The 16,660-nt window shown below is 67.7% G+C and carries 16 protein-coding genes; 7 read left to right on the top strand and 9 right to left on the bottom strand.

Annotated elements, in window-relative coordinates; translation table 11 throughout:
• Nucleotides 1-5 precede the first annotated feature (5 nt).
• The 3 genes from ACVOK1_RS11810 to folB form a co-directional block, all read right to left on the bottom strand.
• Nucleotides 6-2,180 (bottom strand): glycoside hydrolase family 3 N-terminal domain-containing protein, encoded by a 2,175-nt coding sequence (locus ACVOK1_RS11810; RefSeq protein WP_481562170.1) that lies wholly within the window; start codon nt 2,178-2,180, stop codon nt 6-8.
• Nucleotides 2,181-2,318: 138 nt separating this feature from the next.
• Entirely contained in the window at nt 2,319-3,590 is a 1,272-nt protein-coding gene (locus ACVOK1_RS11805; protein ID WP_200753707.1) for a mechanosensitive ion channel family protein, read from the bottom strand.
• Between the two features lie 63 nt (nt 3,591-3,653).
• Entirely contained in the window at nt 3,654-4,007 is a 354-nt protein-coding gene (folB, locus tag ACVOK1_RS11800; RefSeq protein WP_025878255.1) for a dihydroneopterin aldolase, read from the bottom strand.
• A 520-nt stretch (nt 4,008-4,527) separates the two neighbouring features.
• On the opposite strand from folB, the gene ACVOK1_RS11795 reads away from it, so the two are divergent.
• Nucleotides 4,528-5,187 (top strand): hypothetical protein, encoded by a 660-nt coding sequence (locus ACVOK1_RS11795; RefSeq protein ID WP_313142229.1) that lies wholly within the window; start codon nt 4,528-4,530, stop codon nt 5,185-5,187.
• Between the two features lie 32 nt (nt 5,188-5,219).
• On the opposite strand, the gene tsaD is transcribed toward ACVOK1_RS11795, so the two are convergent.
• Nucleotides 5,220-6,245, bottom strand: a complete 1,026-nt coding sequence (gene tsaD, locus ACVOK1_RS11790) for a tRNA (adenosine(37)-N6)-threonylcarbamoyltransferase complex transferase subunit TsaD (protein WP_200753709.1) — start codon at nt 6,243-6,245, stop codon at nt 5,220-5,222.
• Between the two features lie 164 nt (nt 6,246-6,409).
• On the opposite strand from tsaD, the gene rpsU reads away from it, so the two are divergent.
• The 6 genes from rpsU (at nt 6,410) to ACVOK1_RS11760 (ending at nt 11,745) form a co-directional block, all read left to right on the top strand.
• Nucleotides 6,410-6,625 (top strand): 30S ribosomal protein S21, encoded by a 216-nt coding sequence (gene rpsU, locus ACVOK1_RS11785; RefSeq protein ID WP_002808376.1) that lies wholly within the window; start codon nt 6,410-6,412, stop codon nt 6,623-6,625.
• Nucleotides 6,626-6,757: 132 nt separating this feature from the next.
• Nucleotides 6,758-7,201 carry a GatB/YqeY domain-containing protein gene (locus ACVOK1_RS11780; RefSeq protein ID WP_108767508.1) on the top strand — a complete coding sequence of 148 codons (444 nt, stop codon included), beginning with the start codon at nt 6,758-6,760 and terminating at the stop codon, nt 7,199-7,201.
• Nucleotides 7,202-7,495: 294 nt separating this feature from the next.
• A complete protein-coding gene (locus ACVOK1_RS11775; RefSeq protein WP_313053284.1) occupies nt 7,496-8,416 on the top strand; it encodes a YihY/virulence factor BrkB family protein in 921 nt (306 codons plus the stop codon).
• 61 nt (nt 8,417-8,477) lie between these two features.
• Entirely contained in the window at nt 8,478-10,220 is a 1,743-nt protein-coding gene (dnaG, locus tag ACVOK1_RS11770) for a DNA primase (protein ID WP_481562169.1), read from the top strand.
• 25 nt (nt 10,221-10,245) lie between these two features.
• Complete coding sequence (locus tag ACVOK1_RS11765; RefSeq protein ID WP_481562168.1) at nt 10,246-10,746, top strand: protein tyrosine phosphatase family protein; 501 nt, start codon at nt 10,246-10,248, stop codon at nt 10,744-10,746.
• A gap of 27 nt (nt 10,747-10,773) precedes the next feature.
• Nucleotides 10,774-11,745 carry a bile acid:sodium symporter family protein gene (locus ACVOK1_RS11760; RefSeq protein WP_481562167.1) on the top strand — a complete coding sequence of 324 codons (972 nt, stop codon included), beginning with the start codon at nt 10,774-10,776 and terminating at the stop codon, nt 11,743-11,745.
• A 110-nt stretch (nt 11,746-11,855) separates the two neighbouring features.
• Here ACVOK1_RS11760 and ACVOK1_RS11755 read toward each other — a convergent pair whose 3' ends face one another.
• From ACVOK1_RS11755 to ACVOK1_RS11735, 5 genes are all read right to left on the bottom strand, one after another.
• Nucleotides 11,856-12,575, bottom strand: coding sequence for a hypothetical protein (locus ACVOK1_RS11755; protein WP_481562166.1), 720 nt, complete (start codon nt 12,573-12,575; stop codon nt 11,856-11,858).
• A 304-nt stretch (nt 12,576-12,879) separates the two neighbouring features.
• Complete coding sequence (locus ACVOK1_RS11750) at nt 12,880-13,689, bottom strand: calcium-binding protein (protein WP_108767503.1); 810 nt, start codon at nt 13,687-13,689, stop codon at nt 12,880-12,882.
• Nucleotides 13,690-13,892: 203 nt separating this feature from the next.
• On the bottom strand, nt 13,893-14,786 hold the full coding sequence (gene cyoE, locus ACVOK1_RS11745; protein WP_108767502.1) for a heme o synthase: 894 nt from the start codon (nt 14,784-14,786) through the stop codon (nt 13,893-13,895).
• A 4-nt stretch (nt 14,787-14,790) separates the two neighbouring features.
• Nucleotides 14,791-15,954 carry a COX15/CtaA family protein gene (locus tag ACVOK1_RS11740; protein ID WP_481562165.1) on the bottom strand — a complete coding sequence of 388 codons (1,164 nt, stop codon included), beginning with the start codon at nt 15,952-15,954 and terminating at the stop codon, nt 14,791-14,793.
• Between the two features lie 10 nt (nt 15,955-15,964).
• Nucleotides 15,965-16,534, bottom strand: a complete 570-nt coding sequence (locus tag ACVOK1_RS11735; RefSeq protein WP_150455483.1) for a hypothetical protein — start codon at nt 16,532-16,534, stop codon at nt 15,965-15,967.
• Nucleotides 16,535-16,660: the final 126 nt, after the last annotated feature.

The following is a 16,660-nucleotide window of genomic DNA, read 5'->3' as shown; positions in this document are numbered from 1 at the left end:
TGCGATCAGCCCTTCAGCAGCTCGAACTGCACGGCTTCGCCGGCGGCCGACGAAGCACACACCCACACGTCGAACTGGCCCGGCTCGGCACGCAGCACGCCGTCACGGCCGGTGAAGGCCAGCTGCTCGCGGGTCAGGCTGAAGCTCACTTCGGTCGACTCGCCCGGCTGCAGGGCGACCTTGCGGAAGTCCTTCAGCTCGCGCACCGGCCGCACGCGGCTGGCCACGCGGTCGTGGATGTACAGCTGCACCACTTCCTCACCGGCCACGGCGCTGGTGTTGGTCAGCGTGGTGGTCACGGTCAGCGTGTCGTCCCAGCCGAGCTGGGCCGCGCTCAGCTGCGGCACGCCGTAAGCGAAGGTCGCATAGCCGATGCCGTGGCCGAACGGGTACAGCGGCTCGTTCGGAATCTCGCGCCAGCGTGCCTTGAACTCCGACATGGTCGGCAGTTCCGGGCGGCCGGTACGCGGGTGGTTGTAGAAGTACGGCTGCTGGCCGGACACCTGCGGGAAGCTGACCGGCAGGCGGCCGGACGGGCTGTAATCGCCGAACAGCACATCGGCCACGGCATGGCCGGTCTGCGTGCCCAGGTACCAGGTGACCGCCACGGCATGCGCATTGCGCACCGCACCCCGCAGGGCCAGCGCGCGACCATTGCGCAGCAGCACCACCAGCGGCTTGCCGGTCATCGCCACGGCCTCGGCCAGCGCCTGCTGTGCCGGCGGCAGGGTGATTTCCACGCGCGACTGCGCTTCACCGCTGTAACGCTGCGGTTCGCCCAGGGCCAGCACCACCACGTCGGCGCGCAGCGCAGCGGCCACGGCCGCTTCGGTGCCACCGGGAATCGCGGCTTCCAGCTCGCTGCCCGGCACGACTTCCAGCAGCGCTTCATCGCCGATGGCGGCGCGCACGCCGGTTTCCAGGTCCACGTAGCGCTGCTTGTCGCCGAACAGGGTCCAGCAGCCTTCGATGTTCTCGCGGTCCTGCACGAACGGGCCGATCAGGGCGATCTTCTGCCCGGTCTTCTGCAGCGGCAGCACGTTGTCGCGGTTGTTCAGCAGCACGATCGAACGGCGCGCGGCATCGCGCGACAGCTCGTCATGGGCGGCGATGTGCGAGGTATCCGCTTCGCGCGCCGGGTCCAGCGAACGGTACGGATCGTCGAACAGGCCAATGGTTTCCTTCAGCCACAGGATGCGGCGCACGCCTTCATCCAGCACGGCCATCGGCACTTCGCCGCTCTCGACCAGGCCCGGCAGGTGCTCGGCGTAGAAGCCGCTCTGCATGCTCAGGTCCAGGCCGGCGGTGAAGGCCTTGGCGGTGGCGTCGCGGTCGTCGGCGGCATAGCCGTGGGCGACCAGTTCCATGTCGGCGGTGTAATCGGAGATCACCACGCCCGGGAACTTCCACTCACCGCGCAGGATGTCGGTCAGCAGTTCGGCGTTGGCGCTGGCCGGCACGCCGTTGATGTCGTTGAACGAGGACATCACGGTGATCGCGCCCGCGTCGAAGGCGGCCTTGAACGGCGGCAGGTGCACGTCGCGCAGGGTCTGCGGCGAGATGTCCACCATGTTGTATTCCATGCCGGCCATCACCGCGCCATAGGCAGCGAAGTGCTTGGGCGTGGCCAGCAGCGAATCGGCGGCGCGCAGGTCGCCGCCCTGGAAACCGCGCACGCGGGCGGCGGCGAAGGCGCAGCCCAGCACCACGTCCTCACCGGCACCTTCGGCGCCACGGCCCCAGCGCTGGTCGCGGGCGATGTCCACGGCCGGTGCATAGGTCCAGTGCAGGCCGGCGGCGGTGGCCTCGACGGCGGTGGCACGGGCGGTGCGCTCGGCCAGGTCCGGTTCGAAGCTGGCGGCTTCGCCCAGCGGGATCGGGAACACAGTGCGCATGCCGTGGATGACGTCGGCAGCCAGGATCACCGGGATGCCCAGGCGGCTCTCCTCGGTGGCGACCTGCTGGATGCGGCGGCCCAGTTCGGCGCCCACGCCGTTGAACAGCGAGCCGACCTTGCCTTCGCGCACCTGTTGCAGCACCTGGTCGGCGTTGCGCACGTTGGCTTCCGGGTTCACGTCCGGGGCGAACGGGCGGACCATGTCCGCGAAGACACCCAGCTGGCCGACCTTTTCCTCGACGGTCATCTGGGCAATGAGGGATTCGATGCGATCGGAGGCCACCAGCTGTCCTTATGAAAACGTTTACAAGCCCGGCATTCTAGCGTTCCCGGGCCATTTGGCGAGAGGTTTCGTCATTCAGTTTCGTGCGCCCGCCCACAGTCTGGGCGGCCCATACGGGGGCGGACGCGAGGGAGGAGCTTACTCTGACCCGGCCAGTGCGCGCTGCCCCGCCATCAACATGGCATCGCTGGAGGCCTGGAACACCCGCAGGCCAAAGGCCGGAAGGATCGCCAGCAGGTGGTCGAAGATGTCCGACTGCACCCCTTCATAGACCGCCCAGGTGGTGCTGCGGGTGAAGCAGTAGATCTCCAGCGGCAGACCCTCGGTGGTGGGCTGCATCTGCCGTACCAGCAGGGTCATATCGGTATGGACGCCCGGGTGACTGCGCAGATAGCGCTCCACGTAGGCGCGGAAGGTGCCCAGGTTGGTCACCCGCCGGCTGTTCACCTCGGCCACGCCCTGCTCGCGCAGGCGCCCGTTCCACTGCTCCAGCTCCTGCGCCTTGTCACGCAGGTAGTCGCCCAGCAGGGCGAACTGGCCCAGCCGCTGCAGCGCGTCCGCATCCAGGAAGCCGACGCTGTGCTGGTCCAGGTACAGCGCGCGCTTGATCCGGCGGCCGCCGGCCTCCTGCATGCCGCGCCAGTTCTTGAACGACTCGGTCACCAGCTTCTTGGTCGGGATGGTGGTGATGGTCTTGTCGAAGTTCTGCACGGTGATGGTGTGCAGGGCGATATCGATGACATCGCCGTCGGCGTTCTGGCTGGGCATCTCGATCCAGTCGCCGAGGCGCACGCGGCCGTCGCCACTGATCTGCACGCTGGCCACCAGCGACAGGATGGTGTCCTGGAAGATCAGCATCAGCACTGCGGTGGCCGCGCCCAGGCCGGTCACCAGCGGGCCGATCTTCACCCCCAGCAGGGTGGCGACGATGGACAGGCCGGCGGCCACGAACACCACGATCTTGACCACCTGCAGGTAGCCCTTGATCGGCTTGTTGCGGGCATCGGGCTTGCGCTCGTACAGGCTGTTGACGGCATCCAGCGCGTGCGAGAACGCCAGCGACACGGTCAGCACCGCCCACACGATGCACAGCTTGATGATGACGTTGACCAGGCCGGGCGGCAGGTCGGGGATGAGGGCGATGCCCGAGGCGATCACCTGGCTGGGAACCACGTTGGAGAGCCGCGCGATCACCCGCATCAGGTGGCTGCCGCGCCCGGATTCGGCGCCGGGCAGGCGCTGCAGCAGGCGACGCAGGCCGCGCACGAGGATGCGCTTGGTGACCCAGTTGGCCAGGCCGGCGGCGACCAGCAGCGCCGTGATCATCAACGCCAGGTAGGCGCCGGGATAGGGTTCCAGTGTCATCTGCAGCTGTTCCAGCCACTGTACCGCCACCACCGCGTCCACCATCGATTGTCTCCTTTTTTGTTTGTGTTGAGATTGAGGTTGCCGGCCAGCGGCCGGCACGACCGGTCAGTCGCGAGAGCGCTCGATGATCACGCCCACCGCGCGCGCGCCGCGCACCGCACCGGGCTTGCTCAGCTTCAGGCGCAGCCACTTCACGTCGAACTCGTCCAGCACGATCTGCGCGCAGCGCTCGGCCAGGGTCTCGACCAGGCCGAATTCCGATTCGCGCACGAACTGCTCCAGGCGCTTGCTCACCGCCTTGTAGTTCAGGGTATGGGCGATGTCATCGGACGCGGCCGGGCGGCGGTTGTCGAAGCCCATTTCCAGGTCGAACACCAGGTCCTGCCGGATCCGCCGTTCCCAGTCGTAGATGCCGATCAGGGCGTCGATCGTCAGCCCTTCGATGAAAACCTTGTCCATTGCGGTTACCAGCCGGATACAGGCGGCCATGGTAACGGCACGGCGGTGAGCCTGCCCGGAACGGGCGGCGGCGTGGCTGGGGTGCGGCAGGGGCGGGAAAGACAAAGGGCCCTGCTAGCGGGGCCCTTTGGTACCTCTCAACGTCCCCAGGGGAAGCTGGAATCCAGCCGCGAGTCCCGGAGCACACTCTGGCGAAGTTACCCCATCGGTCCTGCCCGATGCGAGAGGCGATTGCGACAATTGCTGGTGACGGAAAAACAAAGGGCCCCGCTAGCAGGGCCCTTTGGTACTACCGTTTGTCCCCGGGGGGAGCTGTTGAACAGCCGCGAGTCCCGGTGGCGCAGGCATGCAGAGTAGGCAGGGTCCAGATCGTCGGTCAAGGCCAGTTCCGACAGCCAAGGTCAGGTGTTCGTCCGAGGCGAAACACAGAGAATCGGCCACCCGCACAACGACGTTCCCTGATGGTTGTTGCCCGCGTGACTGGCCAACATCGATTCATTCTTCACCACCGCACATCACGATGGCTTCATACGATGCACTGCGGCGCGCGTTGTCAGCGGAGCGTCTGTCTACTTACGAGAGAATTGCATCGACCTGCGGCCCCGGCGTCACAGCCGAATCCCTCTACCTGTGGAACATGCGGCTGTGCGGCGCGCTGATGATGCCGGTCCATCTGTGCGAAGTGGTCACCCGCAACGCCGCGGCAACGGTTCTCGTTCGGCAGCACGGCCCACGTTGGCCTTGGAATGATGCCTTCCGACGCAGACTGCCAACTTCGTCCAGTACTTCTCCACGCACGGCACTGGAACAACTTGCCAGTCGCGTAAGCGATACACCTGAGATCGTCGCCAACCTGCCAATGGTGTTCTGGCAGCAGCTATTCACATGTCGCTTCGACTCCACGCTGTGGATACCGGCACTCAGCGGGGTCCTGCGCCATGCGCCTTCCGCCCACCCTAGTGTCATCCGGAAAGCCATCCACGCGGATATTGGCCGCATCCGCCACCTGCGCAACCGCATCGCCCACCACGAACCCATCCTCGAGCGCGACATCGGTGCCGATCTGGCCGCAATCGGGCGGCTGATCCATGCGCGCTGCCCGCACACCCTGGGGTGGCTGCAGCGCCATGAGCGGGCGACGACGGTGCTGGCGGCATCGCCGTTGGCCGGCCGTCCGTGATGCGTCCGCCGGCCGCGGTCCGGCATTACGGTTCAGACCGCCGGCAGGGTCGCCATGTCCCAGCGCGGGGTGACTTCCACCTTCGGCGGGTTGTGCTGGCCGGCCTGCAGGCGCAGTGCGCCGGCGAAGGCGATCATCGCGCCGTTGTCGGTGCACAGCGCCGGGCGCGGGAAGCAGGCGCGGCCGCCCAGGCGTTCGGCCATCTGCTGCAGGCGGGCGCGCAGGCGCTTGTTCGCGCCCACGCCGCCGGCCACCACGATCACGTTGGTGCCTGCCGCTTCCAGCGCGCGCTCGCACTTGATCGACAGGGTCTCCACCACCGCATCTTCAAAGCCACGGGCGATGTCGGCGCGGGTCTGTTCGCTCTGGTCGCTGTCGCGCCAGGCCATCAGGACCTGGGTCTTCAGGCCGGAGAAGCTGAAATCCAGCCCCGGGCGGTCGGTCATCGGCCGCGCGAAGCGGTAGACGCCCGGCGTGCCCTGCTCGGCCAGCCTGGCCAGCTGCGGGCCGCCCGGGTAAGGCAGGCCCATCATCTTGGCGGTCTTGTCGAAGGCCTCGCCGGCCGCATCGTCCAGGGTCTCGCCCAGCAGGCGGTACTGGCCGATGGCGTCCACTGCCACCAGCTGGGTATGGCCGCCGGACACCAGCAGGGCCACGAACGGGGCTTCCGGCGGGTCGTCTTCCATCAACGGGGCCAGCAGGTGGCCTTCCATATGGTGTACGCCCACCGCCGGCACCTCCAGCGCCCAGGCCAGCGAACGGGCCACGCCCGCGCCGACCAGCAGGGCGCCGACCAGGCCAGGGCCGGCCGTATAGGCCACCCCGTCGATGTCGCCCACGCCCAGGCCGGCCTCTGCCAGAGTCTGGCGCACCAGCGGCAGCAGCTTGCGGACGTGGTCGCGGCTGGCCAGCTCGGGCACCACACCGCCGTACTCGGCGTGCAGGGCGATCTGGCTGTAGACCGCATGGGCGCGCAGGGCCGCGCTGCCGGCCAGGTCGGTGTCATACACCGCCACGCCGGTCTCATCACAGGAAGATTCGATGCCAAGGACTCGCATGCCTGCTATTATGACGCCCCTGCCGCCCCCTCGGGGGACGTGCAGATCTCACTGCTTTCGCCCCCGGCCCGCATTCAGGGTTGGACGCTTGCAGTTTGTTGATTCGCCGCTATAATGTGCGGCTCGCCGGGCGTGACCCGGTTCTACTGTGTCCCGGAGATTCCATGCCCAGCGTCAAAGTCCGCGAGAACGAGCCCTTCGAGTTTGCTCTTCGCCGCTTCAAGCGCACTTGCGAAAAGGCCGGTGTGCTGGCCGAAACCCGCAAGCGCGAGTTCTACGAAAAGCCGACCCAGGAGCGCAAGCGCAAGGCTGCCGCTGCTGTGAAGCGTCAGCTGCGCCGCTCGTCGCGCGACGTCACCAAGCGTCAGCGCCTGTACTGATCGGACGCATCTTCATTGCGATGGGCTTGCCTGTCGCAGTGGAGCCGAAGCCGGCACGCGCAAGCGTCGCCGGCTTTTTGCGTTTCCGGGTTCGGCATCCGCCCCTGCCCCACCACCACCACGAGGTTCCTCATGAGCATGAAGCAGCAGCTCACCGACGACATGAAGGCCGCCATGAAGGCGGGCGAGAAGCACAAGCTGGGCGTGATTCGCCTGATCAACGCCGCCATCAAGCAGAAGGAAGTGGACGAGCGTGTCGAGCTGGATGACACCGCCGTCATCGCCGTGCTGGACAAGATGGTCAAGCAGCGCAAGGACTCGGTCACCCAGTTCGTGGCCGCCGACCGTGAAGACCTGGCCGAGATCGAGCGCGCCGAGATCGTGGTGATCGAAGCCTACCTGCCGGCCAAGATGGGCGAAGCCGAGATCGTGGCCGCCATCCAGGCCGCCATTGCCGAGACCGGTGCCACCGGTGCGGCCGACATGGGCAAGCTGATGGGCGCACTGAAGCCCAAGCTGGCCGGCCAGGCCGACATGGGCCTGGTGTCCAAGCTGGTCAAGCAGCAGCTGTCGTAAGCCAGCACCCGGGGTCCCAGCCCATTAGCCCGCGCAACGGAACAGCCCCCCAATCCCCCATACCCCGGTACGAACCCATTAAACACCCCAAAACGCACAGACCCCCCCCCCCCCCCCCCCCCCCGCCCCCCCCCCCCCCCCCCGCCCCCCCCCCCCCCCCCCCCCCCCCCCCCCCCCCCCCCCCGCCGCCCCCGCCCCCCCCCCCCCCCCCCCCCCCCCCCCCCCCCCACCGCCGCGACCGCGTCGCCGCGATGCTTCACCACGCCTTCGACCGCCGGCTGCTACAACACCGGCATGGTTGAACACGCGTCTACTGTCCCCGTGAATCTACGCAAGTACGTCCAGCGCCTGCAGGACAGCTTCCCCATGGCCGTCGGCAAGCGCTTCGTCGAGATCGACGTGCTCACCCAGGCCGCCTCGGTCTCCTTCTACGCCCTGCTCTCGATGGCACCGCTGCTGGTGCTGCTGCTGTGGCTGACCGCTTCGCTGTACCCGCCCGCGCAGCAGGCCCTGGTCGAGCAGATCAGCGCCGCCGCCGGCAGCAGCGCGGCCACCGTGGCCGAAACCGTGCTGAAGAACGCCGACAACCAGCCCGACGTCGGCTCGCTGGCCGGGCTGTGGAGCACCCTGCTGCTGTTCATCGGTGCCACCGCGGTGTTCGCCCAGCTGCAGAACGCCCTCAACCTGATCTTCCGCACCAGCGGCGAGCGGCTGGAGGGCATCAAGGCCTGGCTGCGCAAGCGCGTGTTCTCCTTCGGCGTGGTGCTGGCGCTGGGCTTCCTGCTGATCCTGTCGATGACCGCCACCACCATGCTGCAGGTGGCCTTCGCCCAGTTGCCGTCCATCCTGCCGGCCATCGGCTACCTCACCAGCCTGCTGCTGTACGCGGTCGGCTTCGCCTTCATGTACCACTATCTGCCGGACCGCCGCGTGGCCTGGCGCCAGGCTTTCATCGGCGGCGTCATCACCTCGGCGCTGTTCGCGCTGGGCCGCTATGGCATCGGCGTCTACATCGCCACCGTGGCCCCGGGCAGTGCCTACGGTTCGATGGGCGCACTGGTCATCTCGCTGGTCTGGATCTACTACGCCACCGTGGTGTTCTTCGTCGGCGCGCTGATGACCGCGGTGATCGACGAGCGCCTGCGCGCCCGCACCCATCTGGCCGCTGCCGGCATCGATCCGGCCAACGCCGGCCCCCTGCCCGACAGGGAGTAAACTAGGCGGATTGATCGTTCCGCCTCGCGTGGCCACCGGCCGCGCCCCTGCCCTGTTGCCCATGGCCCGTATCCCCGACGCATTCATCGACGACCTGCTGGCCCGCTCCGACATCGTCGAGGTGGTGGGCAGCCGCGTGCCGTTGAAGCGCCAGGGCAAGGAATACGCGGCGCGCTGCCCGTTCCATGACGAGCGCTCGGCCTCGTTCACGGTCTCGCCCACCAAGCAGTTCTATCACTGCTTCGGCTGCGGCGCGCACGGCACCGCCATCAGCTTCCTGATGAACTACGACCGCCTCGAATTCCTCGATGCGGTGGATGAACTGGCCAAGCGCGCCGGCATGGAAGTGCCGCGCAGCGAGAACCCGCGCAACGCCCAGCAGCAGGACGACAGCCGCGAGCTGTATTCGGCGCTGGATGCGGCGACCAAGTTCTTCCAGAAGAACCTGGAAGGCAGCGAGAAGGCGCGCACCTATCTGGACGGCCGCGGCGTGGACGAGGAAAACCGCGCGCGCTTCCAGATCGGCTATGCCCCGGACGGCTACAGCGGCCTGCGCGACGCGCTGGGCAAGGACGAGCGGCGGATGAAGCTGCTCGACCGCGCCGGCCTGTTCTCCAAGAACGACCGCGGCCACGTCTACGACAAGTTCCGCGACCGGGTGATGTTCCCGATCTTCGACCGCCGTGGCCGCGTCATCGCCTTCGGTGGTCGCGTGTTCGAGAAGGACGACGGCCCCAAGTACCTCAACTCGCCGGAAACCGCGCTGTTCCACAAGGGCCGCGAGCTGTACGGCCTGTGGCAGGTGCGCCAGGCCAACCAGAAGATCGAGCGGCTGATCGTGGTCGAGGGCTACATGGACGTGGTCTCGCTGTTCCAGTTCGGGGTCACCCAGGCGGTGGCCACGCTGGGCACGGCCACCACGCCGGACCACGCCGAGCTGCTGTTCCGCAACGCGCCGGACGTGTTCTTCTGCTTCGACGGCGACGCCGCCGGCCGCCGTGCCGGCTGGAAGGCGCTGGAATCGGTGCTGCCACGCATGAAGGACGGCCGCCAGGCGTTCTTCCTGTTCCTGCCCGATGGCGAGGACCCGGACACCATCGTGCGCAAGGAAGGCGCCGAGGTCTTCAACGACCGCCTGAAGCAGGCCACGCCGCTGTCGCAGTTCTTCTTCGATGAACTGACCCGCGAGATCAACCTGGGCACGCTGGACGGCAAGGCGCGCCTGGCCGAGCGGGCCAAGCCGATGCTGGCGCAGATTCCCGATGGCGCCTTCGGCGACCTGATGAAGCAGCAGCTGGCGCAGCTGACCGGCCTGGGTGGTGGCAACGCCGCAGCCGCGCGCGCACTGATGCCGCAGCGCGCGCCGGCGCGGCAGATCCAGCCCATCGCCAAGCGCAGCCTGGTACGCGGCGCCATCGCCGTGCTGCTGCAGCAGCCCTCGCTGGCGATGAGCCTGGGCGGCAAGCACCACTTCCAGGGCCTGCGCCTGCCCGGCGTGGAACTGCTGCTGGAACTGCTGGGGCTGGTCGAACAGCGCCCGGACATCAGCACCGGCGCCCTGCTGGAACATTTCGACGGCCGCGAAGAGCAGGCCTCGCTGCACACGCTGGCCGCGCAGACCATGCCCGGCGACGAAGCGATGTGGACCCAGGAACTGCACGACGCGGTGGCCCAGCTGGAGAAACAACTGCTGGTGCAACGTCTGGACGAGCTGTTGGCAAAGCAGCGCCAGCAGGGCCTGGACGATACTGACAAGTACGAACTGCGCGAACTGCTGAAGGCCCGCGCCACCCTGCGCCTGTAGCGGCAGCCCTACACACGGAGAGAGCATGCTGCTGCGCCTGACCTGCCTGCTGTTTCTGTCACTCTGCACGACCCTGCCCGCCTGGGCCGGGGAGACGCCGCTCAACGAAGTCCGCCCCGGCCTGTATGCCGGCGGCCAGCCCAGTGCCACGCAGCTGCAGGCGCTGGCCGCGCAGGGCGTGCGCACCGTCATCGACCTGCGCCAGCCCGGCGAGGACCGTGGTTTCGACGAGACCGCCCAGGCCGAGGCGTTGGGCCTGCGCTACGTGCGCATCCCGGTGGCCGGCGCCGAGGGCCTGGATGCGGCCAACGTACGCGCCGTGCACCAGGCACTGCAGCAGAGCCAGGGCCCGGTGCTGCTGCACTGCGCCTCGGGCAACCGTGCCGGCGCCGTGCTCGGCCTGGTCAATGCCCGCTACGAACACGCCAGCCCCGAGCAGGCCCTGCAACTGGGCCAGCGTGCTGGCCTGACCTCACTGGAAGCGGCCACCCGGCAACGCCTGGCCGCACCCACCTCCCATCCCTGACCCCCTGTAACGAGGAGCCTGCCCACCATGACCCGCTGGTGGTCGCGCCTGCGACCGGACAACTTCACAATCGCCCTGCTGTGCACCGTCGGCCTGGCCTCGCTGCTGCCGATGAAGGGCGCCGCCGCCATCGTGCTGGACGACGTCACCACCGTGGCCATCGCCGCGCTGTTCTTCCTGCATGGCGCGCGCCTGCCGCGCGAATCGATCATCGGCGGCATGCTGCACTGGCGGCTGCACCTGACCATCCTCGCCTGCACCTTCATCCTGTTCCCGCTGCTGGGCCTGCTGTTCAAGCCGCTGTCGGGCTGGCTGCTGACGCCGGAGCTGTACCTGGGCGTGCTGTTCCTGTGCACCCTGCCCTCCACCGTGCAGTCGTCCATCGCGTTCACCTCGATGGCACGCGGCAACGTGCCGGCGGCGGTGTGCAGCGCTTCGTTGTCGAGCATCCTCGGCGTGTTCCTCACGCCCCTGCTGCTGACCGCATTGGCCGGCACTTCCGGCGGCGTGCACGACCCGCTGCATGCCATCGGCGGCATCATGCTGCAGCTGCTGGTGCCGTTCGTAGCCGGCCACCTGCTGCGGCCGTGGATTGCCGGCTGGGTGGAAAAGCAGCGTGCGCTGCTGCGCTACACCGACCAGGCCACCATCCTGCTGGTGGTGTACTCGGCGTTCGGCGAAGCGGTGACCGAAGGGCTGTGGAGCAAGACGCCGCTGCTGTCCCTGTTCGCCGTGGCCGTGGTCGCTGCTGTGCTGCTCGGCATCGCGATGCCGCTCATCACCTTCCTGGCCCGCCGCCTGCACTTCAACCGCGAAGACGAGATTGCCATCGTGTTCTGCGGCTCGAAGAAGAGCCTGGCCACCGGCGTGCCGATCGCCAAGGTGTTGTTCGCCGGTGGCAGCCTGGGCGCCATCGTGCTGCCGGTGATGATCTACCACCAGATCCAGCTGATCGTCTGCGGCGTGATCGCGCAGCGGTATGCGAAGCGCGCGCCCTGAGTCCGGTAGCGCCGGGCCATGCCCGGCGTAACGCGGACGGGGTCAGAGCCCCTTCGGGGATCTGACCCCGCGTAGATCCACGCCATGCGTGGATGATGCTCGCGCCGCTGCTAATCCACGATGGCCGCTGCGATATCATGCAGCACCCGCGCATGACGCTCCACATCACTCCCCGACTCGCCGGTGGCAATCAGACTGTAGGTCTTGCTACCGCCCATCCAGGCAAGCTCGACGCGGGTGCGGCCGACGCTGTCCACGGTCTTCCCGATATGCGCAGGCGTGCCGTTCACCCTGGTGTTCTGCGCCTCCGCGATCACCTCGATCTGCGTGCCTGCGGCGATGAAATTGTTCTCGCTGAATTCCACGATGCCGACACCCTCCAGCCGGTAGAAGCGGCTCAGGCCTGAGGACGTTCCTCCATCCAGCCTGCCACTGGGCTCCATGCCGATCAGCTCCGCCGGTCCCAGCAGACTGCCTTCCAGCGTGCTGGGTGGCTGCAGCAGGCGGCGGCGTAGTTCCGATGCCGAACGGTGGGTGCGGGGCAAGGCGGCCAGCATTTCGGCCTGCGTTGGGATGCCCCCTTCTGCAACCCGCACGACACCGTTGGATCGCTCGATATCAGCACGAAGCTGCTGCTTCACTGCTTCGGGGGCATCCAGGTCTGCCAATCGCACGATGCGGTAGCTCCCCACAGGCGATGGGTTCGCCTGCGCCGCCGCCTGCATGGCGCGTTGCTGCAACCATTGCCCGACCGCGTCAGACTCTTCATCCGGTGCGGGTGCATTCACTGCAATCGCCACGAGGGCAGCGCACAGCAGAAGGAAATTCATCACGACCGCGTTGCTCCACAGAATTGCGAGTCATCCCGCAACACCTGTGTATCTGCCCTGGATCGACCGACCCAGTGGATCAGCCAGCATCTGTGACCCACCGCTCGCAGGAACCGCGCGGCGCGGCAAATCCCTACAACCCAGCAGCGTGGTCAATGGATGCAGTGCCCGCCCTGGCGATCAGAATCCGACATTGAATGCACGGAGGTTCGTGGAAACCATCCACGCATGGCGTGGATCTACCAAACCGCGGATGGCGTAGCCCTCAGTAGATCCACGCCATGCGTGGATGGGTTGCCTGGCGTCACGGGTCCACCAGCGTGCCGACGCTCAGTTCCGGCATCCAGACCCACAGGTCGTATTGGCGTCCTGCATGGGCATCGACCCGCGGCCCCGTGGCCCCCTGCTCTGGAAGTGACCGCGCCACGCAAGTGTCCGCGCATGCCCACGCCTGGCCACGCAACGCGCCCAATCGAACACTGTAGATATCCAGATCGCGCAGGAGTGATGCCATCGGTCGCGTCTGCATTTCCGGCGGTGCACCTGCCGGCCGCTGCAGCATGGCGTGCACGTTGCCGGTCAGCACCAGCATGCGTGCGCCATCCGGCACGCGCCGGTACAGCCGCCGCAGCTCGGCCGCCATGCGGTCGTCGCGTGCCTGATTGCCGCCATCGCTGTTGTCGACGTCATAGCCGACCACGTCGATGACGCGACCCTGCGCCTTCAGCGCGCGCAGGTCTTCGATCATCGCCAGCATGTCGCGGCTGCGACGGCCGTCATGCTGGTCGTCATGCACTGTCCAAAACGCGCGGCCGTGCAGGCGCTGGCGTGCCGCGGCCCCGCCATCGGAAGCCAGGTAGTCGCGCAGCGTGGGGTTTTCGGCACGCGGTAGTTCCAGCGCCAGCAGTACCGGCTTGCCGTCACGGCTGTAGTCGTCCACCAGCTGCCGTACCAGCAGCGGCGTCTCGCGTGTACCGTGGAATTCGCCCAGCACCAGCATGCGGTGGTCGGCGGTGTGCTGGCGGATCTGCGCGGCAGTGTCGTCGGCATGCGCGCTCACGGCCATGCCCAGCGCCAGCATCAGCGCGGTGGTCCAACGGAAGATCGAATGCATCCCTGCTGCTTCCTTTTCTGGGGTCAGGAACAGCAATGGCGTCGCCGCAACCGGCGTTCAAGGTGATTCACGTCATGCGCGGATGTCCGCGCGATCAGGTGGGGGTCAGAGCCCCTGCGGGGATCCGACCCCTAGTCGAGCCATGCGTGGATGTCCGCGCGATCAGGCGGGGTCAGAGCCCCTTCGGGGATCCGACCCCGAGGTCACATCCAGGGCAGGATCCAGTGGTCCACCAGCAGGAACGCGAACAGCGCCATCAGGTACACGATGGAGTAGTGGAACATCTTCATCGAGAACAGCTCGTCCGGCGGGTTCAGCATGCGCCAGGCGTACCAGAGGAACACGGCATTGAGCACGATCGCGCCGCCCAGGTAGAACGGGCCGCTCATGCCCACCAGGTACGGCACCACGCACACCAGCGCCAGCACCACCGAATACACCATGATCTGCTTGCGCGTGTGCACCACGCCATGGGTAACCGGCAGCATCGGGATCTTCGCCTTGGCGTAGTCCTCGCGGCGGAAGATCGCCAGCGCCCAGAAGTGCGGCGGGGTCCAGATGAAGATGATCAGCACCAGCAGCGACGAGTACGCCCAGTCCGACGAACCCTGCATGCCGGTGATCGCCGCCCAGCCCAGCATCGGCGGCATCGCGCCGGCCAGGCCGCCGATGACGATGTTCTGCGAGGTCGCGCGCTTCAGGTACACGGTGTAGATCACCGCGTAACCGATCAGCGAGGCGAAGGTCAGCACCGCGGTGATCCAGTTCACCCACAGCAGCAGGATCGCCATCGACAGCACGATCAGCACGCCAGCAAACACCAGCACCTGCCACGGTTTGACCTTGCCCACCACCAGCGGGCGCCACGAGGTGCGCGCCATCTGTGCATCGATGTGCGCATCCAGCAGCTGGTTGATGGCCGCGGCGGCAGAGGCGGCCAGCCAGATGCCGAGGAAGCCGAGCGCGCCGGCGCGCACCTGTTCCCAGCTGGGCACGCCCGGAATGGCCAGGACCATGCCGACCAGGGCGGTGAAAACGATCAGGGCCACGACCTTGGGTTTGGTCAGGTCCCAGTACTGGCGATATCTGGAAAACATGGAATCAGTCCGGGGCACGCAGGCGGGCCAGCAGGCTGACCAGTACGAACAACAAGGCAACGGCCACGCCGTTGTGGGCCACGGCCACTTCCAGCGGCAGGGCCAGCTTCACGTTGAGGATGCCCAGGGTGACCTGCAGCACCAGCAGCGCCACCAGCGCGCTGGCCCAGCCACGCATGCTGGGCACGCGGAACAGGCGCAGGCCCAGCCACAGCAGGTAGGCAGCAACGACGATCGCGAACAGGCGGTGCGCCATCTGGATGGCGATGCGCGAGGCGCCATCCAGCACGCCGCCTTCGTAATCCACGCCGATGCCGCGCCACAGGGTGAAGCCCTCGGCGAAGTTGTGCTGCGGCCACCACTGGTTGGCGCAGCGCGGGAAGTTGTCCAGCGAGGCGCTGCCGCCGCCGCAGGCCAACGCGGCATAGTTGGCGCTGACCCAGCCGCCGAGGGCGATCTGGGTGACCAGCACCGCCACGCCGATGCGCAGCAGCCACTTCAGCTTGGGCGCTTCGGCCAGGGTGATCGGCAGGTGGGTGGCGCGCCAGGCCATCCAGGCCAGCAGGGCGAACATCAGCATGCCGCCCAGCAGGTGGCCCATCACCACGATGGGTTTCAGCAGCAGGGTCACCGTCCACATTCCCAGCAGGGCCTGGAAGATCACCACCGCCAGGGTCAGCAGCGCAGCGCGCGCCAGGTCGATGTTGCCCCAGCGCAGCGCGGCGATCAGCAGGATCGCCTCACCGGTCAGGGCGAGGATGCTGGCCGTGCCATGCCAGCCCATCATGTACAGCGGTATGCCGGCGGCCACCAGTACGCAGGCGGTCACCACCGCCGTGCTTCCGAAGCGGCGCTTGCGGGTGGCCAGCAGGGCCAGGGTGAGGATCTCGATGCCCAGTGCGCCGGCCAGGAAGCGGTGCACCTGCTCGCGCCAGGCCTTGTGGGTTTCCAGCGGGCGGATCTCGGCGGCCGGGTGGCCGATGGTCTCTTCCACGTGCTGCGGCCAGGTGGCCTGGCCATAGCAGGTCGGCCAGTCCGGGCAGCTCAGGCCGGCATCGGACAGGCGGACGAAGGCGCCGAACATGATCGTACTGGCGGTCATGATCATGGCGAACCACGCCAGGCGGTGGAAGTTGCGATGCAGCGCCGGACGCGCGGAAAGGCTCATCAAACAGGACTCACTTCAGTTTCAGCAACGTGGCCATGTCCTTGCGCAGGCCGCCCAGGTCGGAACCGGGGGCATGGCGCATGATCACGAAGCCGTTCGGATCGATCACGTAGACCGGCAGTCCCGCCGGATCATCGACGCCCGGCAATGCCGCGCGCAGGGCTGGCGACGGGGCCAGCGGCCGCAGCGCGGGCAGCGAGGCGATCGACGCCGGTGGCGTACCCAGCCACAGGATCTCGACATTATCGGCGTTATGGCCGAACAGCTGCCACACCTTGCCCAGTCCCTGCGACAAAGTGACGCACTGCGCGTCGCAGGCGCCGGCGGGGGCCACCAGCAGGCGCCAGGTCCGCGCTTCGGGGTTCCAGGGGTAGGCCTGGCCGTTGGCCAGGGTGGGCGCCTGCTGGCGCAGGTCGACCGGCGGCTGCAGCAGCTGCCCGGCGTTGCGGTGCCCGGTGGGCTGCCAGCCGGTGAAGCGCAGCACGGCGGCCAACGCCATCGCCCCGAAGAACACGGCGAACAGCAGCACCAGGGTCCGGCGGCCGGAACCGCGCGCCTGCGGGGAGGTAGCAGTGTTCATGCGGGGCATTTTCTCATGGTTGGGAAAGGGATGCCGGTGGTGCCGGGCGGGGGGCGCCCGGCCCAAAAACACCCGGAGCAACGGGCCCCCCCCGCCCCAACCCCCCACCCCACCCCCCCCCCCCCC

Source organism: Stenotrophomonas sp. STEN087, from assembly GCF_056759115.1.
The sequence above is the reverse complement of the archived record's forward strand: the minus strand, read 5'-3'. Positions and strand labels throughout refer to the sequence as shown.

Excerpts from the sequence above, each read along its gene's own strand:
- ACVOK1_RS11795 (WP_313142229.1), top strand. The coding sequence starts at position 4,528 with ATGGCTTCATACGATGCACTGCGGCGCGCGTTGTCAGCGGAGCGTCTG.
- ACVOK1_RS11805 (WP_200753707.1), bottom strand. The coding sequence starts at position 3,590 with ATGGTGGACGCGGTGGTGGCGGTACAGTGGCTGGAACAGCTGCAGATG.
- ACVOK1_RS11740 (WP_481562165.1), bottom strand. The coding sequence starts at position 15,954 with ATGAGCCTTTCCGCGCGTCCGGCGCTGCATCGCAACTTCCACCGCCTG.
- dnaG (WP_481562169.1), top strand. The coding sequence starts at position 8,478 with ATGGCCCGTATCCCCGACGCATTCATCGACGACCTGCTGGCCCGCTCC.
- ACVOK1_RS11760 (WP_481562167.1), top strand. The coding sequence starts at position 10,774 with ATGACCCGCTGGTGGTCGCGCCTGCGACCGGACAACTTCACAATCGCC.
- ACVOK1_RS11750 (WP_108767503.1), bottom strand. The coding sequence starts at position 13,689 with ATGCATTCGATCTTCCGTTGGACCACCGCGCTGATGCTGGCGCTGGGC.
- ACVOK1_RS11775 (WP_313053284.1), top strand. The coding sequence starts at position 7,496 with ATGGTTGAACACGCGTCTACTGTCCCCGTGAATCTACGCAAGTACGTC.
- tsaD (WP_200753709.1), bottom strand. The coding sequence starts at position 6,245 with ATGCGAGTCCTTGGCATCGAATCTTCCTGTGATGAGACCGGCGTGGCG.
- ACVOK1_RS11780 (WP_108767508.1), top strand. The coding sequence starts at position 6,758 with ATGAGCATGAAGCAGCAGCTCACCGACGACATGAAGGCCGCCATGAAG.
- folB (WP_025878255.1), bottom strand. The coding sequence starts at position 4,007 with ATGGACAAGGTTTTCATCGAAGGGCTGACGATCGACGCCCTGATCGGC.
- ACVOK1_RS11765 (WP_481562168.1), top strand. The coding sequence starts at position 10,246 with ATGCTGCTGCGCCTGACCTGCCTGCTGTTTCTGTCACTCTGCACGACC.
- ACVOK1_RS11735 (WP_150455483.1), bottom strand. The coding sequence starts at position 16,534 with ATGAACACTGCTACCTCCCCGCAGGCGCGCGGTTCCGGCCGCCGGACC.
- ACVOK1_RS11755 (WP_481562166.1), bottom strand. The coding sequence starts at position 12,575 with ATGAATTTCCTTCTGCTGTGCGCTGCCCTCGTGGCGATTGCAGTGAAT.
- rpsU (WP_002808376.1), top strand. The coding sequence starts at position 6,410 with ATGCCCAGCGTCAAAGTCCGCGAGAACGAGCCCTTCGAGTTTGCTCTT.
- cyoE (WP_108767502.1), bottom strand. The coding sequence starts at position 14,786 with ATGTTTTCCAGATATCGCCAGTACTGGGACCTGACCAAACCCAAGGTC.